The sequence below is a fragment of the Microbispora sp. GKU 823 genome (assembly GCF_002027145.1).
GTDB lineage: Bacteria > Actinomycetota > Actinomycetes > Streptosporangiales > Streptosporangiaceae > Microbispora > Microbispora siamensis.
Genome location: NZ_MWJN01000102.1, coordinates 12,756 through 32,804, shown reverse-complemented (window position 1 = coordinate 32,804; position 20,049 = coordinate 12,756). Strand labels below are relative to the sequence as shown.

Sequence of the window (20,049 nt, the reverse complement as noted above, 5' to 3'; positions counted from 1 at the left end):
GGCCGTGCCGTCCGCGGTCACCCGCGCGCACACCCACGCCACCAGGCACAGGACCAGGGCGAGCCGCCCTATGGTGTGGTCGGCGGGCGGCGCGATGTCGGCGGCCAGGCCCGCGGCGAACCCCAGGAACGCCCCCGCTCCTGGTCGCAGACGCGGCGCGAGCGCGATGACGCCGACCAGCACGACGTCGGGCCCGCCGCCGGGCAGCGACAGGCCGTTCACCACGGCGACCTGGAGCACCGGTGCGACGAGGACGACGAGAACGGACAGCACGACCGCCTTCATCAGGCCCCCTTCGCCTTCTTCGAGCCGCCCTCGGCTCTGTCCGCGGCTCTGTCCCCGTCTCTGTCCGCGCCTTTGTCTCCGTCCCCGGCCTTCGTCGTGCCCTCGCCGGCGGACGCGTCCACCGCCGCGCCGTCCGGCTGCGGTCCCAGCACCACGGTGACGAGGCCGAGCGCGGTGAACCGGGCGAAGGGACGCACGAGCGCCGTCCTGGTCAGCGCGTCCGGCGCGGGCTCGACCGTGACCACCGTGCCGATCGGCACGTCCGGCACGTACGGCCGCATGTCGCGCGAGCCCAGCGTCACCACCCGGTCGCCGGGCTTCACCTCGGCCGAGGGGTTGAGCAGGCTCAGCCGCAGCAGCCCGCGCTCGGGGACTCCGGTCACCAGGCCGACCTCCCGCGAGCCTTCGAGCCGCGCGCCGATCGACGCGCCGGAGGCCGTGGCGAGCTGCACCGTGGCCGTCCCGGGCCCGGACCGCAGGACCCGGCCAACCAGCCCGTTCCCGTCGAACACGGTCATGTCGCGGGCGACGCCGGCGTCGGCGCCGGTGTCGACGGTGACCGTGCCGTCCCGGCCGAAGCCGATGACGTGGGCCGGCACGACCCGGTAGCCGTCCGCCTGAGCGGGGGAGGGCGTCGTCCCGCGGGCGGCCTGCAGGTCGGCGCGCAGCCGGGCGTTCTCGCGTTCGAGTTCCTCCAGGCGGCGCTCGCCCGACGCCCAGCGGACGCCGGCGGACGCCGCGTCCTCCAGCCCGCCGTACACGGCCGACCCGAACGCGCGCAGCGGCGCGAGCGGGGTGACGGTGTCGGCGACGATCAGGGCGGCGGAGACGAGCGCCAGCAGCGCGGGCGCCCGGCGACCGGCGGCCCTCATCGACGCGTTTCGGGGAGGAACACGTCCTGCATGTCGTCGAAGCGCTCGACGCACCGGCCCGCGCCCAGCACCACCGACTGGAGCGGCTGGTCGACGAGGTGGATCGGCATGCCGACGGCCTTCTCCAGCCGTTCGGCCAGCCCGTCGAGCAGCGCGCCGCCGCCGGTCAGCACGATGCCGTTGTCGATCAGGTCGCCCGCCAGCTCGGCCGGGCACTGGTCCAGCGTGCTCTGCACGGCGTCGACGATCGTCTGGACCTGGTCCTCGATCGCCTCCCTGACCTGCGCCCGGTTGATCGTCGCGGTCTTCGGCAGGCCGGTCACCAGGTCGCGGCCCCGGATCGGCAGCGGTGTGGTGTCGTCGCCGCCCGGCCGTGCGCTGCCCAGCTTGATCTTGATGTGCTCGGCCGTGCGCTCGCCGAGCATCAGGGAGTGTTCCTTCTTGACGTAGTTGACGATCGCTTCGTCGAGCTCGTCGCCGCCGACCCGCACGGACTTCGACACGACCACCCCGCCGAGCGAGACGATCGCGACCTCCGTCGTGCCGCCGCCGATGTCCACGACCATGTTGCCGGTCGTGTCGCCAACGTTGAGTCCCGCGCCGATCGCCGCGGCCATCGGCTCCTCGATGATGTGGACGCGGCGGGCGCCCGCCTCGTACGCCGCCTCCCTGACCGCGCGCTGCTCGACGCTCGTGGTGCCGCTCGGCACGGCGATGACGACCCGGGGCTTGGCCAGGTAGCGGTTCTTCTGCGCCACCTGGATGAAGTGCCGCAGCATGCGCTCGGCCGCGTCGAGGTCGGCGATCACGCCGTCCTTGAGCGGGCGCAGCGTGGCGATGTGGGGCGGGGTCCGCCCGATCATCTCCTTCGCCGCGGTCCCGACCGCCACGATCCTGTCCGTGTGCAGGTTGATCGCCACCACCGACGGCTCGTCGAGGACGACGCCCTTCTTGCGCACGTACACGAGCGTGTTGGCCGTACCGAGATCGACCGCCATGTCCCGGCCGAGCAATCCCCACGGGAAACCCATCGCCGACCAGCTTTCAGAGAGGAGGGAGAGCACGCGTGATCGCTGCCCGGCGGCCCCGCCTCTAAACAGAACGGTCCTTCCCCGTACGAAGCGGACCGCTAGGCGACGCTGAGATAGAGGTCTCTCGCCAGCTTCGTCACCCGCTCGGCCGATTGCGTGAAGGACGCCCCCGAGGGCTGCAGGGTGAGCACCACCATGATCAGCCGGTCGCCGATCACGCCAGTAGTGTGGAGCACCGGACGGCCGAAATCAACCGGGTTGCCGCCCATTGTGACCGCCCCGATACGGTACGACGTCGCCTTCGCGCGGGTGCACCTGACGGGAGGAACCGCGCCATACCCGGACCATCCCTGCTTGATCGCCCAGGGCCGGGGAACGGCGCGGGGGATGCCGAAGAACTGGTCGAAGCCGTCGCGGGCGCACTGGGACGCCTTGCGCAGGTTGCCGAGGACGAAGTCGCGGACGCGGGGCTCGGCCCGCCGCAGCAGATACCGGTAGACGAGCGCGATGTCGGCCGCGCTGATGGCGGTGTAGCCCCAGAAGCCGGGTTTGGCGGCGGGCGGTGGGGAGGTTTCGGTCAGGCCGATCCTGCGTGCCGTCCGCCGCACGATCTCGCCCTGGCCGCCGCGCCGCCACAGGGCCGTCGCCGCGTCGTCGTCGCTGCCGCGGAGCATGGGGGTCAGGAGCGCCAGGTCGCCGGCCGGGATCGTCCCCTTGTGCCGCTCCAGGTAGTCGACGGCGATGAGGATCTTCACCACCGACGCCGACCGGAACCGGTGGTGCACCTGGCGGGACGCGACCGTCTTGCCCGTGGTCACGTCGACCACGGCATACCCGGCCGTCACCCCGGCGGGCACCCGCACGGGCTTCGTGGGGGACCGGAGCGGACGGGCGGCCCCGTCGGACGCGTCCCTGGTCGCCGGCCCGCTCGCCCGGGCGTCGCGGAGGGCGGGCTCGCGGCGTCGCCCCCGGATCCGGCGCCCGGCGTCGCGTGCGCCGTCGTCGTCGTGCGGTCCGGGCCCGTGCCGCCGCCGTCGGCCGCGCAGCCGGTCAGGAGCGCCGGGAGCACGGCGGCGACGGCCAGGACGGCGGCGGTTCTCGATCGCGTCACGCGACCATGCCTACCAGATCGGCTCCCGGCCTTGGCCGAAATGTCCGGCACGCGCCCCGGGGCGGGTCAGCGGCCGTCGAGGAGAGGCTGGGTGGGGTCCCAGCGCGTGCCGTCGGCGGCGTCCCTGCGGCGGCGGGCGATCGCCGACAGCGCCTCCAGGACGACCCGGTTGCCGAGGTACGCCGTGATGTCCGCGTGGTCGTACGGCGGGGCCACCTCGACGATCTCCAGGCCCACGACGGGCAGCTCGTAACAGGTCCTGCGTACGGCGTCGAGGAGCTGGCGGGCCGACAGGCCGCCCGGCTCGGGCGTGCCGGTGCCCGGCGCGTGGCCCGGGTCGCAGACGTCCACGTCGACCGACAGGTAGACCCCGTCGCAGTCGTCGAGCGCGATCGCGTACGCCTCGGTCAGGCACTCGTCGAGGCCCCTGGCGACGATCTCGGTCATCTCGTACGACCGCATGCGCTTCCCGGCCATCCAGTCGAGGATCTCCGGCCCCGGCCAGTAGCCGCGCAGGCCGATCTGCAGGAAGCGGTCGCCCCGGATCGCGCCCGACTCGATGAGCCGCCGCATCGGCTGCCCGTGGCCGTGCAGGTGGCCGAACTCGATGTCGCCGGTGTCGGCGTGCGCGTCGAAGTGGATCATCGAGACGCGGCCGAAGCCGTGGTGGCGGGCCACGCCGGTCGCGTCGGGCAGGGCGATCGTGTGGTCGCCGCCGAGGACGACCGGGATCGCCCCGGAGGCCGCGATCCTGGCGACCGCGTCCTCGATCGCGCGCAGGCTGCCCTCGATGTCCCCGGCGTAGGTCTCCACGTCTCCCGCGTCGAGCACCCGCAGGTCCTTGAGGGCGTCCACGCGCAGCGCCAGGCTCGGGCGGGAGCCGTCGTGGGGGAGGTAGCAGGTCTGGCGGATGGCGCTCGGGCCGAAGCGCGCACCCGGGCGGTGGGAGGTGCCGCCGTCGAACGGCGCGCCCAGGATGACGATGTCGGCGTCCGCGTAACCGGCCGGGTCGTCGAGGTCGCACCGCTCGACGCCGAGGAACGTGATGTCGGGGCCGAACATCTGGCCGTAGCGGGACAATCCAACTCCTCAGGTGAAACCGGTCTTATCGGGCATCACATGCTATTAGGCGACAGGGCGCCGCGGCCTCGACGAGGAACGGGTCGAGCAGGCCGGGCGTGCCCGCGGCGGCCAGGCGCAGCGCCTCGGCGAGGTCCACGTCGCGCACCTGGTAGCCCTGCTTGCCCGCCGCCGTGGTCGCCGTCAGCGTCGCCAAACCGGCCCGGCGCTGGAAGAACGACCGCTCGATGTTCCAGCCGATGACGCCGTCGCACTCCAGGGCCACCCGGCGGCGTGCGAGCGAACCCCAGCGGGTGATCAGATAGCCCGACGTCAGAGCGTGGCCGAGCGAGCGGTAGCGGTCGGCGGCCAGCAGAGCGGTCAGCGGCAGCAGGGCGGCGGCGGTGACCCACGTCCACGAGGGCAGCCCGGCCCACCACCACAGCGCGAGCAGCGCGGCCAGCACCAGCGCGTGCACGCCGTACGCCCGGGTGAACCTGCGGCGCAGCGCCGCAGGGCCGTGCGCGGTCAGGCTCGCGGTGACCGGCGAGGCCTCGGATGCGGAGACCGAGGGGGCATCGGCGACACGGGGGAGCACGAGCCGGGCCACCGCCACCGCGTCGGCGCGCGGCGCGGGCGGCAGCAGCAGCGACCCACCGCGCTGGGCGCCCTGCGCCGACCGCAGACCGGTCGTCACCGCGGACAGGCGGGCCCCGCGTACGGCGCGCAGCAGCAGCGGCTCCCCGACCTCGACCCCGCGCAGCCGCCGTTCCTCGATGGTGGTGGCCCGGGTGGTCAGCAGCCCCCGGGTCACGTGGAGAGTGCCCTCGGCGTGCCGGGTGAGCCGGAAGTTGCCGAAGGCCAGGACGTAGCCGAGCGTGGAGGCGACGCTCACGAACACCACCAGCACGAGCACCACCGTCGCGATCTCCAGCGGGAGCGACATCGCGCTGAACCACCGCCAGGTCTCCTGGACGGGCCCGACCCTGCCGAGGTCGACGTTGCCCTCCGAGACCAGGCGGGACACGAACCCGGCGACGACACCCACGGTGACGAGCCCGGACATCGTGAACGGCCCGAACCTCACCCACTCGGGACGCATCCGCGCGAGTTCGGTCTCCGCGGCCGGCGTGCTCCCGGCGGGGGGCGCCACGGGAGACACGGTGGAGGACACCGTGGAGGATGCCATGGCGGCGGCGGGGGAGCGGTGCAGCAGTTCCACGCGCAGGCGGGCGGCTTCGGCGGCGGTCAGCGCGTCCAGCTTGAGCCGGCCCTCGTGCCTGCGCTCCGACATGCCCGTCCCCACCTCCACCCGGGCCAGGCCGAGCACGCGGTGCAGCACGTGGGAGGTGACGTCCACCGTGCGGACCCGGTCGCGGGGCACGGTCACCACCTTGCGGTTCAGCAGGCCGCGGCGGACCTGCACGTGCTCGGGGGTGATGCGGTAGGTCGTGGTGAACCAGCGGAGCATGCCGAGCACGACCATGAGAGCGACGCCCGCGACGCTCCACAGATGGCCCTGCCCGCCGCTGCTCGTCCCCGCGACCAGCAGGCCGAGCAGCGCCGGTGCGGCCCGTACGACCTCCTGGAACGGGTGGATCACCAGCATGCGCGGGCTCAGCCGCCGCCAGGCCAGGGTCGTCTCGACGACGTCGATCACGTCGCGTCACCCGCCGTCGCCTGCGCGGTGGCGGTGAGCTCGGCGACCAGGCGCTGGGCCGTGTCCCGGTCGAGGCCGCTGACCTTGATCGGACCGGCGGCGGAGGCGGTGGTGACGGTGACGTTGGCCAGGCGGAAGATCTGCTCCAGCGGGCCGCGCTCGCTGTCCACGGTCTGGATGCGGGAGACGGGGGCGATGCGCCATTCCTGCTTGAACCAGCCCGACTGGGTGAAGACGGCCGCGGACGTGGCCTCCCAGCGGTGCACCCGATAACGCCACTGCGGCATGACCGTGACGTGCGCCACCGCGACGACGGCGGTGACGGCGAGACCGGCCACGTGGGCGATGACGGGCAGGGCGGTCCCGTCGCCGTCGGCCACGAGCCAGACCACCTGGGCCGCGAGGATGACCAGCCAGCCGAGGGCGGCCCGCGCGGCCCAATACCAGACGGCGGTACGGCTCACACGGTGTTGAGGGGATCGGAGGGTCGGCGTGTCCACGCCTCAACTCTGCCCGATCGTGCGCGTCCCGGCGTAGTGGGGCCGATCCTGGTTCTCCCCGGGACAAATGTCATGCCCCGGCGCCGTACGGCGGGTCAGAGGGCGGACAGCAGCTTGTGGACGTGGGAGAGCGGGTCGGCGCCCACAGGGCGGACGGCGACCGTGGACACGCCCGCCTCCCACAGCCTCCTGACCTGGGCGGACGCCTCCTGCGGCGAACCCGCCGCCATGACGACCTCCTCCGGCGCCACCTGCAGGAACCCCGCCTGCTCCTCCGCCGCGTGCCGCATGGCCTCGCGTGCGTCGTCGCCGACGTAGAGGTGGACGAACGCCACCACTTCGTGATCGCCGGTCGCGCCGATCCCCTCGATCATCGACCGCAACCGCTCCGGACTGAGGCCCTCGGGGAGGATCGTGCCCTGGGCCACCCGTCCCGACAGCGCCAGCGAGCGCGGGCTCACCACCCCGGCGAGGACGGGCGGCGGCTCGGCCGGCGGGTGGACGAGGCGGACGCCGTCCAGGCTCACCTCGCGTCCGTGCAGGGTGACGGTCTCGCCGCGCAGCAGCGCGCGTACGGACGTGATCGTCTCCTCCAGCAGCGACAGCGGCGACGCGGCGGCGGCGCCCACCTGACGCATCCACGCCTGCACGCCGTGCCCGATCCCCGCGGCCAGCCGCCCGGGGTGGAGACGGGCCAGGTTGGCCAGCTCCATCGCCAGCAGCATCGGGTTGCGCAGGGGCGCGGGGGTGATGCCGATGCCGACGCGCAGGCGCGAGGTCGCGGCCAGTGCGGTGGCGGCAGAGGAGATCGAGCCCGTCCAGCCGAGGTCCTCCACCACCCACAGGTCGGAGACCGCCGTGCCGTCGAGTTCCCCGGCGAACGACGGAAGCGACTCCGGCGGCAGGTCGCGGTCGAAGACGACTCCAAGCCTCACGGGCGGCCCTCCAGAACAAGCGAGATCGGCTCTATGGCCTTCCGAGTATCCAGGACGGAGGGAGGCATCGCGTACGGGGGCGGGTGAAGGAGGAGGGCCGGGCCACGGTGGGCCCGGCCCGGATCATGGTGGCACCGGCCGTGCGGCCGTCACTCGCTCGCGCCCTCGGCGGGGCGGTTGGCCTTCTTCGCCTGCTTCGCCGAGCGGGCTTCCTTGATGGCCGTCCTCTTCGCCTTGCCGGTGGACTTCGCGGGCTTCTTCTTCTGAGCGTCGTCAGCCATGATTCCCCCGAATGTACGAGGATGCGCCTTATGTGCGCATCTGAGGGGGTTGATACCCAAGAGAGCGGTGAGACACCCGGCCAGGTGCGGCTCGCGCTGTGAAGGTGCGAGCCGTACCGGTACGCCCGGTCAGACCATCTGGCGCTGCTCGGCGCTGAGCGGGGCGGCGATGTCCTCCAGCGAGCGCCGGGCCGCCTCCACGCCCATGAACCACTGCACCAGCCCGGCCGCCATCATCAGGACGGCGCCGATGGCGTAGCCGACCACGACGTCGCCGACCACCCCGCTCTCCACCAGGCGGCCGAACAGCACGGGCCCGATGATGCCGCCGAGCCCGGTGCCGACGGCGTAGAACAGCGCGATCGCCAGGGCCCTGGTCTCCATCGGGAAGATCTCCGAGACCGTCAGGTAGGCGCTGCTCGCTCCCGCGGAGGCGAAGAAGAACACCACCATCCAGCAGGCCGTGAGGGTCACGGGGGTCAGCACGTGCGCGTTGAACAGCGCGGCGGTGCCCAGCAGGAGCAGGCCGGACAGCACGTAGCTGCCCGAGATCATGGTCCGGCGACCGACCGTGTCGAAGAACCGGCCGAGCAGGACCGGGCCGAGGAAGTTCCCGATCGCGATCGGGACGAGGTACCACGGCGTGCTGCCGTCCGGCACCTTGAAGAACTTCGACAGCACCAGCGCGTACGTGAAGAAGATCGAGTTGTAGAGGAACGCCTGACCGATGAACAGCGACAGGCCGACGGTCGTGCGCTTGGGATAGCGGCGCAGCAGCGTGGCCGCCACCTCCGACAGCGGGGTGTGCGTCCGCTGGTTGATCCTGATCTCCCCGTGCGCCGGTTCGAGCGTCTTGCCGCTCTCCTCGCGGACCTTCGTCTCGATGTCCCGCACGATCTCCTCGGCCTCTTCTCCGCGGCCGTGGATGAACAGCCAGCGCGGGCTCTCGGGCACGGTCCTGCGGACCAGCAGGATCGCCACGCCGAGGACGGCGCCCAGGCCGAACAGCAGGCGCCAGCCGAGACCGGCCGGCAGCAGGCTCGTGTCGAGTGCCGGGATCGCGATGAGCGCGCCGAGCGCGGTGCCCAGCCAGAAGGAGCCGTTCACCACCAGGTCGACCGTGCCGCGCACGCGGGCCGGGATGAGCTCGTCGATCGCCGAGTTGATCGCGGCGTACTCGCCTCCGATGCCGGCGCCGGTGAAGAACCGGCACAGGTAGAAGTACCAGGCGTCGTGCGAGAAGGCCGTGGCCACGGTGGCGGCGAGGTAGAGGGCGAGCGTGACCAGGAAGAGCTTCTTGCGCCCGAACCGGTCCGTCAGGTGGCCGAAGAAGAGAGCGCCGAGGCAGGCTCCCGCGACGTACACGCCGGCGGCGATCCCGACCTCGCTGTCGGTGAGTCCCAGCCCGCTGCCCGGGTCCGTGATCCGGGGGCCGATGACCCCCACGATGGTCACCTCGAGCCCGTCGAGGATCCAGACGGTGCCGAGTCCGATGAGCACGAGCCAGTGCCAACGGGCCCAGGGGAGCCGATCCAGCCGCGCGGGAATGTCGGTGCTTATTTGCGCCATATCGTCCCCTTCTCCGCAAGATATGGCGCCCGTCTACCCCGGATCCGGCCAGAAATTCATTCTGCTTCTCACCGGTCTCGGTCCTGACCGGTGCGCATAGCGGTCAGGCCGTCCTCGTGCTCTCGCTCTCCACGCCCCTGGGCGGCGGTACGGCGGCGTCGTGCCCGAGCTCGAACCACACGCAGACTCCGGTGCGGCTGGCCGACACCCCCCATCGCCGGGTGAACAGGTCCACGAGGTGGACGCCGCGGCCCGGCGTCAGCTCGGGAGACGTCCAGCACCCGCAGCCCTGGGTCGACAGCGTGACGCGGACCGCGGCGGGTGTGGCCAGGACCGACACGCCGTACCCCGGCGGGCGTCCGCAGGAGACGGCGTGCCGCAGGGACTCGGCGACCAGCTCGCCGATCAGTTGCACGGCGTCGTCGCGGCAGGGGTGGCCGTCGCCGAGACGGCTCGCCACGAACCGCCGGGCGGCCCGCACTTGGGACGGGTCTCCCGAGAAGGGGGGTGAGATCGCGATTCTCCCCGAGAGGTTGAGAATTGTCATCCCGTGATAACTCCCTGTGCACCCGTCTGCGGATGGCGATTCGAGGTCCGTGCAAGACTTCGTTCATCCTGCACTTTGCAAAACGACTACGCAATATGGCGAATGCACGATTGCATAGTTTCCTTTTGCGGCGAAAGGGAGAGTTCGGTTCATGAGGGGAGTTGGCGGCCCTACAGTCCGGCTCCGCCGGCTTTCCGGTGAGCTGACCCGTCTGCGGCGTGAAGCCGGGTTCGGCCGGGAGGAGGTCGCGCGGCGGCTTGGCATGGCGGTCTCCACCGTCTACCGGATCGAGTCCGGCCACACCCGCCCGCAGACCCGGACCATCCGCGACCTGCTCGACCTCTACGGCGTCGAGGGCTCGGAACGGGAGGCGCTGGTCGCGCTGGCCAGGGACGCCACCCGGCGGGGGTGGTGGCGCGCCTACGACGACGTGCTGCCCGGGCCGTACGTCGGGCTGGAGGCCGAGGCGTCGTCGGTGCGCAACTACGAGCCGCTGCTGGTCCCCGGGCTGCTGCAGACCGAGGACTACGCCCGCGCGGTCATCGGCGCGGCCCTGGTCAAGGACCCGGCGGAGATCGAGCGGCGGGCGGCGGCCCGGATGGAGCGCCAGCGGCGCCTGACCGGGCCCGCCCCGCTGGAGCTGTGGGCCGTCCTCGACGAGGCGGCGCTGCGCCGGCCCGTGGGCGGCCCGCCCGTGATGGCCGAGCAGCTGCGCAGGCTGCGGGAGATGGCCGTCCAGCCGAACGTCACCGTGCAGGTGCTGCCGTTCGACGCGGGCGCCTACCTCGGCATGGGCAACTCGATGGCGATCCTGGCCTTCCCCGATCCCGGCGACGCCGACGTGGTGCTGCTGGAGAACATGAGCGGCGAGCTCTACCTGGAGGATCCGGCGGAGATCCGCGGATACGTCCAGGTCTTCGATCATCTTCGTGCCGCCGCGCTCGGCCCGGAGAAGTCCATGGAAATGATCATTTCGGTCGAGAAGGAGATGGCAGGACGATGAGGGGACTCGTACCGGCGGACGACCTGGCCTGCGCCGTCTGGCGCAAGGCGGCGCGCTCGAACACCGTCGGCAACCAGTGCGTGGAGGTCGCGCGCCTGCGTGACGGCGTCGCCGTACGCGACTCTAAGGATCCCCAGGGGCCGCGGCTGATGTTCACCCCCGGCGAGTGGGAGGCGTTCATCGAAGGGGTCAAGGGCGGGGAGTTCGACCTGTCCTGACAGCTCCCGTACCCGTACGGCCCGTCTCCGTCGTGGATGGAGCGGGCCGTACGGCATTCGGGGCGGCGCGGTGTGGCCGGTCCGGAATGGCGGGCGCTCCACCGGGCAGGAGACCTGGCATGCGAAGGGAAGACGACCGATACATCGATACCGAGGAAGAGCCGGATATCGCCGGCGAGTGGACGCCGTCCGCCACGGATCCGCCCAACGCGGAGCCGGACGACAAGAACCCTGACGAACGCTGGGACAAGCCGACAGAGGTGTGAGGGAGGACCGTCATGACCATGGGAGTCGACCCGCGGGACCTGGGCGACGAGGACCTGATCCGCGAGTTGCGCCACCTGCACGAGACCCGGTCGGAGACGTTCTTCCACGGGTCGGACGACGCGCTGGAGCGCCACACCTCCCGGACGCAGGAGCTGGAAGGCGAGTACCTCGAACGCTACCCGGACCGGCAGGTCGATCCGGAGCGGTTGCGCGAGGGGGCGAGACAGCGGAGTGCCTGACGAGGAGAGCCTGGAAGACGTCCAGGAGATGACGACGGCGGACATGACGGTCTACGAGGCCGTCGCCGCTTTGAACACGGAGGAACGGCCCGCGACCGCTGGAAAGGTCGCGGAGATGACCGGTCTCCCGGAGGACGACGTACGGCGGTGCCTTACCAGCCTGGCCGAGGGCGGCAGGCTGGTGCCCAAGGGAGACGCCTACGTCCTCGGCACCCACGACTGGGGGCTCGAGTACTGACAGCGCGCGCTCAGGAGCGGTGCCTGGCCGGGGTGGGGATGCGTTGCGCGCTCCGCCTCGCCTCGCTGACGTGCTTTGGCTCCTTGAGGCGAGATGTGCTCGAGAGCCTGCTTTGGTTCGTTGGTGCTGGACTGCGCTACGCGCTCACGGGCGGGCGGGTGCTCCGGCCGGCCGTGATAGTTGCGGTCCCGTGAGCCGCGGGAGCGGCCCTCGCGGGCGCGGTGGTACAGGGCACGGTCTTACGCCGGCCTCCGCACCCGCCCGCCCCCGGCGCTCCGCGCCGGCGGCGAGGCGGGCCGCGGAGGTCAGGAGCAGGCGGAGGCGAGCTGCTGGGTCGCCTGAATGGCCTTCTGGCCCGACTCGGCGAGCTTGGTCGCGGAGGCCGGGTCCGACAGGTCGATCTTGAAGGACCCCCACGAGTCGGCCATGCCGGCGAGCGTCACCTTCAGGTCGCCGTCGGCCTTGCCCGACAGGTCCTTGAGCTGCGCGGCCAGGTCGCTGGTCGCGGTGTTGATGCCCTTGATGTCACCGGCCGCGGCGGCGGCCTTGCTGCTGTAGTCGGTGAACGCCTTGGTCGCCTCCTCGCAGACGGTCGTCTGGCTCCCGCTGCAGGCGGCGGTCAGACCGAGAAGGGCGGACGCCGCGACGACGGCGAGGCTGTTCCTGAGGATGTTCATGGTGCCTTCCTGGGTGATCTGCAACGCGTCAGACACTAGGAATCGCCTCTTTCACGGTGCTTTCAGCCCGCTTGCAACCGTGTCGTCGAAGATCCTTGGCCCGACCGCTCCGCGTCGTATGCTTGCCGCCATGACGCGACGGCTTGCGGAGGTTGCGAAGAAGGTCGGGGTCAGCGAGGCCACGGTGAGTCGCGTCCTCAACGGCAAGGCCGGGGTCTCCGAGGCCACCCGGGAGGCCGTGCTGACGGCTCTCGACGTGCTCGGCTATGAGCGGCCCACGCAGTTGCGCGGCGAGCGCGCCCGGCTGGTCGGGCTTGTCCTGCCCGAGCTGCAGAACCCGATCTTCCCGGCGTTCGCCGAGGTCGTCGGTGGGGCGCTGGCACAGCAGGGGTTCACGCCCGTGCTGTGTACGCGTACGGTCGGCGGGATCTCGGAGGCCGACTACGTGGATCTGCTGTTGCAGCAGCAGGTGTCCGGCGTGGTCTTCGCCGGGGGGCTCTACACGCAGACCGGCGTCGTCCACGAGCACTACCTGCGGCTGGTCGAGCGGCGGCTGCCCACCGTGCTGGTCAACGCCGCGGCCGATCACTGGGACTTCCCCCGCGTCTCCTGCGACGACACGATCGCGGTGGAGCAGGCGCTGGGCCACCTGCGCGCGCTCGGCCACCAGCGGATCGGCCTGGTCGTCGGTCCCGCCGACCACATGCCGTCCATCCGGAAGTTGGAGGCGTTCCGGGCCGCGGGCGGCGAGCTGGTCGAGCACACGATGCACTCGCTGGAGGGCGGCCACGCGGCGGCGCTGAAGCTCGTGCGGCAGGACGTCACGGGGATCATCTGCGGCAGCGACCCGCTGGCCCTCGGAGCCATCCGCGCGGCGCGGCGGGCCGGCCGGCGCGTGCCCCAGGACGTGTCCGTCGTCGGGTACGACGACTCCGCGCTCATGACGTGCGTGGACCCGCCGCTGACGACGGTGCGTCAGCCGATCGAGGCGATGGGCCGGGCCGCGGTGGAGCTGCTGGTCAGCCAGATCGAGGGCGCCGCGGTGGCGACGGGCGAGCTGTTGTTCGAGCCGGAACTGGTGGTCCGCTCCTCCACCGGCCGCGTCGGCGTCCCCGTCACCTGACGGCCTGCCGGGGGTCATGCTGTGTGGGGGAGCCCGGAGGAGGAGGCGTCCACTCCTCCTCCGGGCGTCCCGTTCCGGGTTACGAGGCGTACGCCTCGAACTCGGAGATCTGCGCGGCCGGCCAGCCGGTGTTACCGGTGACGTTCAGCCGCAGGTAGCGCCGGGCGGCGGCGGGCACGGCGATGGTGACGGTGTTGCCGGTCGCCGGGTCGAACGTGTAGCCCGCGGGTCCGGCGATCGTGGTGTAGTTCGTGCCGTCCGTGCTGCCGAGGACCGCCAGTGTCTGGGTGCGGGAGCCCCAGGCCGCGCTCGGCGGCAGCTTGAGCACCACCCTGCCGACCGTGACGGACGCGCCGAGGTCCACGGTCAGGGTCTGCGGGAACGCGTTGTTGGCCGACTCCCAGTAGGTGCCCGCGTTTCCGTCGGTCGCGTTGCCCGCGACGTACACGTCGGCGTGGCTGCTCGCGCTGACCGCCTTGCCCCGGGCGAGGTTTCCGGTGGGCGGCGGGCTGGGGGGAGACACTGGGCGACGGGCTGGGCGACGGGCTGGGCGACGGGCTGGGGGTGGCGCCGGTGCCGTACACCTCGAAGGCCGACAGCTGCCCTGCGGGCCAGCCGGTGTTGCCGGTGACCGTCAGCCGGACGTAGCGGACGTTCACGGTCGTGAAGGGGATGCTCGCCGTGTTCCCGGTGGCCGGGTCGAACGTACGGCCCGCCGAGGGGGACAAGGTGGTGTAGTTCGTCCCGTCCGCGCTGCCCAGGACCGCGAGGGTCTGGGTGCGGGTGGCCCAGGCGGCGCTCGGCGGCAGCTTGAGCACCACCCGCTGGACCGGGGTCACCGCGCACAGGTCCACGGTGATCGACTGCGGGAAGGCGTTGTTGGCCGACTCCCAGTAGGTGGTGGCGTCGCCGTCCACGGCGTTGGCCGGGACGTACGTCTGCGTGCTGCTCGTCGCCGTGACCGTCTTGCCCCTGGCGAGGTCGCCGCTGCCGGGATCGCACGCCGTGGGGCTTGGCGAGGGAGAGGGGGAGGCGGAGGGCGAGGTGGACGGCGACGGGCTCGGGCTGGGGTCGCCGCCGTCGTAGATGTAGTTCGGCGCGGGCCACTGGCCGGTGCAGACGGTGGAGTTCAGGCTCCAGCCGGAGTTGCCCGTGCCGTACGTGGGGGCGAATCCGGTGCCGACGCAGTTGTGGATCGCGACGCCCGCGCCGATGTGGGCCGCCCGGACGTTGGTGAAGCTCGCCTTCGCCGCAGCCTGCGCCTGGATCATGTACGTCCCGGTGCCGTCGATGTTCACGTTCGAGAAGTTGACGGTCTGGGTGCTGCCCTCGATGAACTGGATGGCCTCGTAGGAACTGTCGATGATGTCGGTGTCGGTCACGTTGATCGTCGCGTTGATCGGCTCGTTGAGGCCGTCGAACCAGATCGCGCCGACGCCGAAGTTCCAGTTGTAGTCGCTGTTGCCGGCCCGGATGAGGGTGTTGCGGGCGACGGTGATCGTGCCGGCGACCGCCGTGCCCTGGCCGGAGTTCACCCCTGGATAGCGGTTGGCGACGTGGATGCCGCCGCCGTTGGTGAGCGTGTCGCTGACCACGTTGTCGGTGATCTTTATGTCCCGGCCGCCGTACGTCACGATGTTGTTGGCCAGGACCGGCGCGACCACGGTGTTGAAGGTGAACGCGTTGTTCGCGTTGGCGATCCGGTCGGGCCACATCGCCAGGCCGTCGTCACCGCTGTTGCGGACGAAGGTGTTGGTCACCGTGGAGTTGGTGACGCCGGTGTGGAAGTTCACGCCGTCGGCGGTCTGGTCGAGGATGCGGCTGTTCTTCAACGTGAAGTTGTCCATCGGGCCGTCCATCCAGGCCCCGACCTTGGTGTGCTGGATCCACAGGTTGTCGACCACCGAATCGGTCATCGCGCCCCCGAGGGCGTTGACCTGGTCGTCGTCCACCCGTTCTGTGATGTCGCCGATGATCGCGAAGTCCCGCAGGGTGACGTTGCGGCTCGGCCCGCCCGCCTCGTGCGGCCGGATCCCGCCGGTGTAGCCGCCGCCGCTGACGTACTTGCCGTAGACGCCGACGGCCCGGTTGCGCTGGGTGGGATGGCGGCCGGTGAGCACGCTGTACCAGGGCCCGGCCCCGCGCAGCGTGACCCCGTCCACGACCACGTGGTCCCACAGGGTGTACGTCCCGGCCGGGATGTAGACCTCCTTACCCTGGGCCTTTCCGGCGTCCACGGCGGCCTGGAAGGCGGCGGTGGAGTCGCTCGTGCCGTTGCGGTCGGCACCGAAGTCGTCGACCGAAAGCGACCCGGCGGGCCGGGGGATCGGGTCCGGCACGAGTTCGAAGTCGGCGAGGTCCACGACGACCCACGGCGCGGCCGAGGTGGAGGCCACCTGGATCCTGACCTTGGTGCCCGCCGCCAGGGTGGACCCGAACATCGTCCGCGTCTCGTCGTAGAAGTGGTGCGGCTTGTCGCCGGGTGTGTTGCCGAACGGGTAGCCGCCGTAGAACCAGCCGTACCGGGAGGTGAACTGCAGGTCCTTGAGCTTGGTCCCGTTGATCCTCAGGTCGACCGGTGCCGTGATGCCCGTTCCGGCCGCGTTGTCCGGCACGCTGTAACGCACGGTCATGGCGTTGGCGGGCTTGGGCAGGGTGAACTCGACGTACTCTCCCGGCGCGTCGAGCCGTACGGCCCGGCGGCCCGACGCCTCGGACGGCAGGTGCGTGTAGACGCGGTCCGGGCCGATCTGCTCGCCGTTGGTCGCGGCGGCCTCGGCCTCGATCTCCGTGAACGGCACGGTCGCGCCTCTTCCCGGCACCGAGAAGGGCGACGGCGAGGTCGCGGCCGACGACGTGCCGGGGAACGCCACCACGCTCCCCAGAGCGATCAGCGCCCCCGCCACCGCGATGGCGGCTCCGGATCTACTCATGAGGTTCCTTTCTGCATGCGAGACCCGGGAGATGCGGCGTGGACGCTGGACCGCCACACCTCCGAAGAAGGTGAGTGGCCCACACGATAAGTTGGCGAACAACCATCTGCAATATTCCGACGAGAAGTCGCAAGATGACATGCGCGTTACGACATCACGTAATCCCAGCCCCGAGCGCTCTGGAACGCTCCGCACCTCGGCCAGAGAAGTGCGCGGGACGGCGCCCAGGGGATCGCGATCGGTGCGGCCCCACTCGAGGGGCGAGGCAATGGTCTGACGTGCTGTTCGCGATCACATGCGCAAGCGAATGAAAGCGTTTGCGCTCACTGTCGTATAGTTGCGTCCATGACACGACGGCTTGCGGAAGTGGCCAAGAAGGTGGGCGTGAGCGAGGCGACGGTGAGCCGCGTGCTCAACGGCAAGCCGGGGGTCTCCGACGCCACCAGAGAGGCGGTGCTCACCGCGCTCGACGTGCTGGGATACGAGCGGCCCACCCAGTTGCGCGGCGACCGCGGCCGGCTCGTCGGCCTGGTCCTCCCCGAGCTGCAGAATCCGATCTTCCCGGCGTTCGCCGAGGTCGTGGGGGGCGCGCTGGCCCAGCAGGGGTTCACGTCCGTGCTGTGCACCCGGACCGTGGGCGGCGTCTCCGAGTCCGACTACGTGGACCTGCTTCTCCAGCAGCACGTGTCCGGCATGGTCTTCGCGGGCGGCCTGTACGCCCAGGGGGACGCCTCCCACAGCCACTACCGCAGGGTCCTCGAACGCAAGCTGCCGACCGTGCTCGTCAACGCCGCGGTCGAGCACCTCGGATTTCCGCAGGTGTCGTGCGACGACGTCGCCGCGGCCGAGATCGCGCTCGCCCATCTCATGGCGCTCGGGCACCGCCAGGTCGCGATGCTGCTCGGCCCGCCCGACCACGTGCCGTCCCAGCGCAAGCTCGCCGCGTTCCGGGCGTACGCGGCCGCCAACGGCCTGGAACTCGACCCCGACCACGTCGAGCACACGATGTTCTCGCTGGAAGGCGGGCACGCCGCCGCCACGCGCATGGTCGCCAGGGGCGTGACCGGCATCATCTGCGCCAGCGACGTGCTCGCTCTCGGCGCGATCAGGGCCGCCCGCCGGGCGGGGCTGTCGGTGCCCGAGGACGTCTCCGTCATCGGCTATGACGACTCGGCGCTGATGAACTGCGTGGACCCGCCGCTGACCACGGTCCGCCAGCCCATCGACGCGATGGGCAGGGCGGCCGTCGAGCTCCTGGTGGCCCAGATCGACGCCGCCGTGGTGCCCGGGGACGAGCTGCTGTTCGAGCCCGAACTGGTCGTCCGCGCCTCGACCGCCCCCGCCCCCCGCTCCTAGTGGGCTGGCTGGTCACCGTCACCAACCTTGGCCGTGCTGGTCACCGTCACGAACCTGGGGCGCGATGGTCACCTCACGAACCTGGGGCGGGTTGGGCCGCGTCATGGACCATGGGCAAGTCGGTCACTGCGCCGGAAGGAAACTCCGGTCCTCGCGAAGCCCGCTCCGCTGGGCCTTCGCTGCGGTCCTCGCTCCCTTCCGCTCCGCTCCCTCCACCCCGGTGAACGTGTGTGGCGCGGAGCGCCGGGGGCGGGCGGGTGCGGAGGCCGGCGTAAGACCGTGCCCTGTACCACCGCGCCCGCGAGGGCCGCTCCCGCGGCTCACCGGGCCGCAACTATCACGGCCGGCCGGAGCACCCGCCCGCTCTTGAGCGCGTCCACTCCTACCAAGCCAACGCGCAATGCAGCGTCACCAAGCCAAGCAGCTCTGAGCAGGTCCAGCCCCAAAGACCCGCTCTTGAGCGCGTCCCTGCTCCCCAGGCCGTCGTGCGGTCCTGCGTGCGCTTCGGGCCGTTCGAGTCCTGTGCACAGCGATGGCATGCCAGTCACAGACTGATCACTGTCACTTTTTTGCAGAGTTAATGACGAACTATTGCTCAGTCCTGCATGCCTCTGTATGTTTCTCGCAACCGAGCGGATCGGGGCGCTCCAGTCGGCCCCGAGCCGCGTGCTTCGACGGGTCGTGGTGCGCGGTTCCAGAAGGGAACGAGGATGAAATCCCACAAGCTCTCGATACTGCTGGTCTCGGGACTTGCCATTGCAGCGGCCGCGGCGTGCGGCACGGACGACAGCGGTAACAGCGGCGACAAGGCCGGCGCGGCACCCGGCAGCGCCGGGCCGGTGTCGATCTCGGTCAACTGCGAGCCGCCGAAGACGAACAAGGCGGAGCGCGCGACCTTCGAGGAAGACCTGGCGGCCTTCCAGAAGCTGAACCCCAACATCAAGATCTCGAAGGTCACCGACGCCTTCCCCTGCTACGACCCGCGTACCTTCGAGCCCAAGCTGGCCAGCGGCGAGCTGGAGACGGTCTTCTACGTCAACTTCCCCAACGTCGGTCGGCTGATCGAGAGCGGGCAGGCCGCCGACATCACGCCGTACGTCAACGAGATCAAGACGTTTAAGGACTACAACAGCTCGATCGACCTGTTCAAGAAGGACGGCAAGGTCTACGGCCTGCCGACCGACGGCTACGGCATGGGCCTCGTCTACAACAAGGAGGTCTTCACCAAGGCCGGGCTCGACCCGAACAACCCGCCCAAGACGTGGGCCGACGTCCAGGCCGCCGCCAAGAAGATCGCCGGGCTCGGCCCCGGCTACGTCGGGTACGGCGAGTACAGCGGCAACAACGTCGGCGGCTGGCACTTCACCGCCTCCATCTACGGTCGCGGTGGATCGGTCATCACCGACGACGGCAAGAAGGCCGCGTTCAACACCCCCGAGGGCAAGGCCGTGCTGGAGAACCTCCACCAGATGCGGTGGGTCGACAACAGCATGGGCTCCCAGCTCTACATCGACTGGCCGGCCCTGATGAAGGCCATGGCCGGCGGCAAGATGGGCATGATGCTGGGCGCGCCCGACGTGCTCATCTCGCTCCGCAACGACTTCGGCGGCAAGTTCGAGAACTACGCCATCACCGCCCAGCCCGAGGCGAAGGCCCTGTTCAACGGCGGCGCCGGCTACATGATCAACCCGAAGGCCACGCCGGAGCAGATCAAGGCCGGCCTCAAGTGGATCGAGTACAAGTTCCTCACCCCCGGCAAGGGCCAGTTCGACTACGTGCGGGCCAAGGGCGCGAACCTGACCGTCGGCCAGCCGTACCCCGACCTGTACGGCGCGGACACGCCGTCCGGCCAGGCCGTGAATGAGCTGCGCAAGGCGAACGCCAACATCGACGCCTCGCAGTTCGCCGGATGGGTGGAGGGCTCCAAGGGCATCCCGCCCAAGGCCGAGCCCGGCCCGTACGCCCAGGAGATCTACAAGATCCTCGACACTCCGATGTCGGCCGTGCTGACCCGCAAGGACGCGAACATCGACCAGCTTCTGTCCGACGCCGAGTCGAAGGTCAACTCCCTGCTGGCCTCGAAGGGCTGACCGCCCTGATAATCCGGGCCTAACCCGGGGCGCCGCCCGCGGCCGTGACCCTCGC

At 71.0% G+C, this 20,049-nt stretch carries 21 protein-coding genes and 1 pseudogene; 8 read left to right on the top strand and 14 right to left on the bottom strand.

All coding sequences use genetic code 11. The features are described 5' to 3' along the window. The 11 genes from mreD to B1L11_RS35840 all read right to left on the bottom strand — a co-directional run. The coding region (gene mreD, locus B1L11_RS35885) for a rod shape-determining protein MreD (RefSeq protein WP_079319750.1) at positions 1-285 on the bottom strand (285 nt) is incomplete at its 3' end. Further along, entirely contained in the window at positions 285-1,157 is an 873-nt protein-coding gene (mreC, locus tag B1L11_RS35880) for a rod shape-determining protein MreC (protein WP_079319749.1), read from the bottom strand. The genes mreC and mreD, both read right to left, overlap by 1 nt. Continuing rightward, positions 1,154-2,188, bottom strand: a complete 1,035-nt coding sequence (locus B1L11_RS35875; RefSeq protein WP_079319748.1) for a rod shape-determining protein — start codon at positions 2,186-2,188, stop codon at positions 1,154-1,156. Before B1L11_RS35875 ends, mreC begins: the two co-directional genes overlap by 4 nt. Before the next feature lie 98 nt (positions 2,189-2,286). Continuing rightward, positions 2,287-3,051 (bottom strand): hypothetical protein, encoded by a 765-nt coding sequence (locus tag B1L11_RS35870; RefSeq protein WP_079319747.1) that lies wholly within the window; start codon positions 3,049-3,051, stop codon positions 2,287-2,289. Between the two features lie 314 nt (positions 3,052-3,365). Continuing rightward, the gene (gene speB / locus B1L11_RS35865) at positions 3,366-4,379 is read right to left on the bottom strand and encodes an agmatinase (RefSeq protein WP_079319746.1); all 1,014 of its coding nucleotides are present in this window, start codon (positions 4,377-4,379) and stop codon (positions 3,366-3,368) included. A 25-nt stretch (positions 4,380-4,404) separates the two neighbouring features. Then, complete coding sequence (locus B1L11_RS35860) at positions 4,405-6,018, bottom strand: PH domain-containing protein (RefSeq protein ID WP_218671521.1); 1,614 nt, start codon at positions 6,016-6,018, stop codon at positions 4,405-4,407. Beyond that, on the bottom strand, positions 6,015-6,482 hold the full coding sequence (locus tag B1L11_RS35855) for a PH domain-containing protein (RefSeq protein ID WP_256863184.1): 468 nt from the start codon (positions 6,480-6,482) through the stop codon (positions 6,015-6,017). The genes B1L11_RS35860 and B1L11_RS35855 overlap by 4 nt, the downstream gene beginning before the upstream one ends. A 131-nt stretch (positions 6,483-6,613) precedes the next feature. After that, positions 6,614-7,453 (bottom strand): LLM class flavin-dependent oxidoreductase, encoded by an 840-nt coding sequence (locus B1L11_RS35850; RefSeq protein WP_079319744.1) that lies wholly within the window; start codon positions 7,451-7,453, stop codon positions 6,614-6,616. Positions 7,454-7,602: 149 nt separating this feature from the next. Beyond that, entirely contained in the window at positions 7,603-7,734 is a 132-nt protein-coding gene (locus B1L11_RS52790; protein WP_256863183.1) for a hypothetical protein, read from the bottom strand. A 129-nt stretch (positions 7,735-7,863) separates the two neighbouring features. Further along, positions 7,864-9,303, bottom strand: coding sequence for an MFS transporter (locus tag B1L11_RS35845; RefSeq protein ID WP_179155479.1), 1,440 nt, complete (start codon positions 9,301-9,303; stop codon positions 7,864-7,866). 103 nt (positions 9,304-9,406) lie between these two features. Continuing rightward, complete coding sequence (locus B1L11_RS35840; RefSeq protein ID WP_143737780.1) at positions 9,407-9,850, bottom strand: ATP-binding protein; 444 nt, start codon at positions 9,848-9,850, stop codon at positions 9,407-9,409. A gap of 151 nt (positions 9,851-10,001) precedes the next feature. Between B1L11_RS35840 and B1L11_RS35835 the strand changes: the two genes are divergently transcribed. The 5 genes from B1L11_RS35835 to B1L11_RS35820 all read left to right on the top strand — a co-directional run bounded on the left by B1L11_RS35835 (position 10,002) and on the right by B1L11_RS35820 (position 11,815). Beyond that, complete coding sequence (locus B1L11_RS35835; protein WP_079319742.1) at positions 10,002-10,853, top strand: helix-turn-helix transcriptional regulator; 852 nt, start codon at positions 10,002-10,004, stop codon at positions 10,851-10,853. Then, positions 10,850-11,071, top strand: coding sequence for a DUF397 domain-containing protein (locus B1L11_RS35830; RefSeq protein ID WP_030510575.1), 222 nt, complete (start codon positions 10,850-10,852; stop codon positions 11,069-11,071). Before B1L11_RS35835 ends, B1L11_RS35830 begins: the two co-directional genes overlap by 4 nt. A 119-nt stretch (positions 11,072-11,190) precedes the next feature. Continuing rightward, complete coding sequence (locus B1L11_RS47395; protein ID WP_179155478.1) at positions 11,191-11,337, top strand: hypothetical protein; 147 nt, start codon at positions 11,191-11,193, stop codon at positions 11,335-11,337. Positions 11,338-11,349: 12 nt separating this feature from the next. After that, positions 11,350-11,577: a DUF6158 family protein gene (locus B1L11_RS35825; RefSeq protein ID WP_079319741.1), complete on the top strand. Its 228-nt coding sequence runs from the start codon at positions 11,350-11,352 to the stop codon at positions 11,575-11,577. Then, entirely contained in the window at positions 11,570-11,815 is a 246-nt protein-coding gene (locus B1L11_RS35820) for a hypothetical protein (RefSeq protein WP_079319740.1), read from the top strand. The genes B1L11_RS35825 and B1L11_RS35820 overlap by 8 nt, the downstream gene beginning before the upstream one ends. 305 nt (positions 11,816-12,120) lie before the next feature. Here the strand turns inward: B1L11_RS35820 and B1L11_RS35815 are convergent, their stop codons facing one another. After that, positions 12,121-12,492: a hypothetical protein gene (locus B1L11_RS35815; RefSeq protein WP_143737779.1), complete on the bottom strand. Its 372-nt coding sequence runs from the start codon at positions 12,490-12,492 to the stop codon at positions 12,121-12,123. A gap of 130 nt (positions 12,493-12,622) precedes the next feature. Here B1L11_RS35815 and B1L11_RS35810 point away from each other — a divergent pair, with 130 nt between their 5' ends. After that, entirely contained in the window at positions 12,623-13,615 is a 993-nt protein-coding gene (locus B1L11_RS35810) for a LacI family DNA-binding transcriptional regulator (RefSeq protein WP_079319751.1), read from the top strand. A gap of 79 nt (positions 13,616-13,694) precedes the next feature. Here the strand turns inward: B1L11_RS35810 and B1L11_RS55475 are convergent, their stop codons facing one another. Beyond that, entirely contained in the window at positions 13,695-14,063 is a 369-nt protein-coding gene (locus tag B1L11_RS55475) for a discoidin domain-containing protein (protein WP_372974759.1), read from the bottom strand. A 169-nt stretch (positions 14,064-14,232) separates the two neighbouring features. Next, a pseudogene (locus B1L11_RS35805) lies at positions 14,233-16,548 on the bottom strand (discoidin domain-containing protein); the annotation flags it as partial. Between the two features lie 345 nt (positions 16,549-16,893). On the opposite strand from B1L11_RS35805, the gene B1L11_RS35800 reads away from it, so the two are divergent. Next, entirely contained in the window at positions 16,894-17,904 is a 1,011-nt protein-coding gene (locus B1L11_RS35800) for a LacI family DNA-binding transcriptional regulator (protein ID WP_079319737.1), read from the top strand. 710 nt (positions 17,905-18,614) lie between these two features. After that, complete coding sequence (locus tag B1L11_RS35795) at positions 18,615-19,994, top strand: extracellular solute-binding protein (RefSeq protein ID WP_079319736.1); 1,380 nt, start codon at positions 18,615-18,617, stop codon at positions 19,992-19,994. Positions 19,995-20,049: the final 55 nt, after the last annotated feature.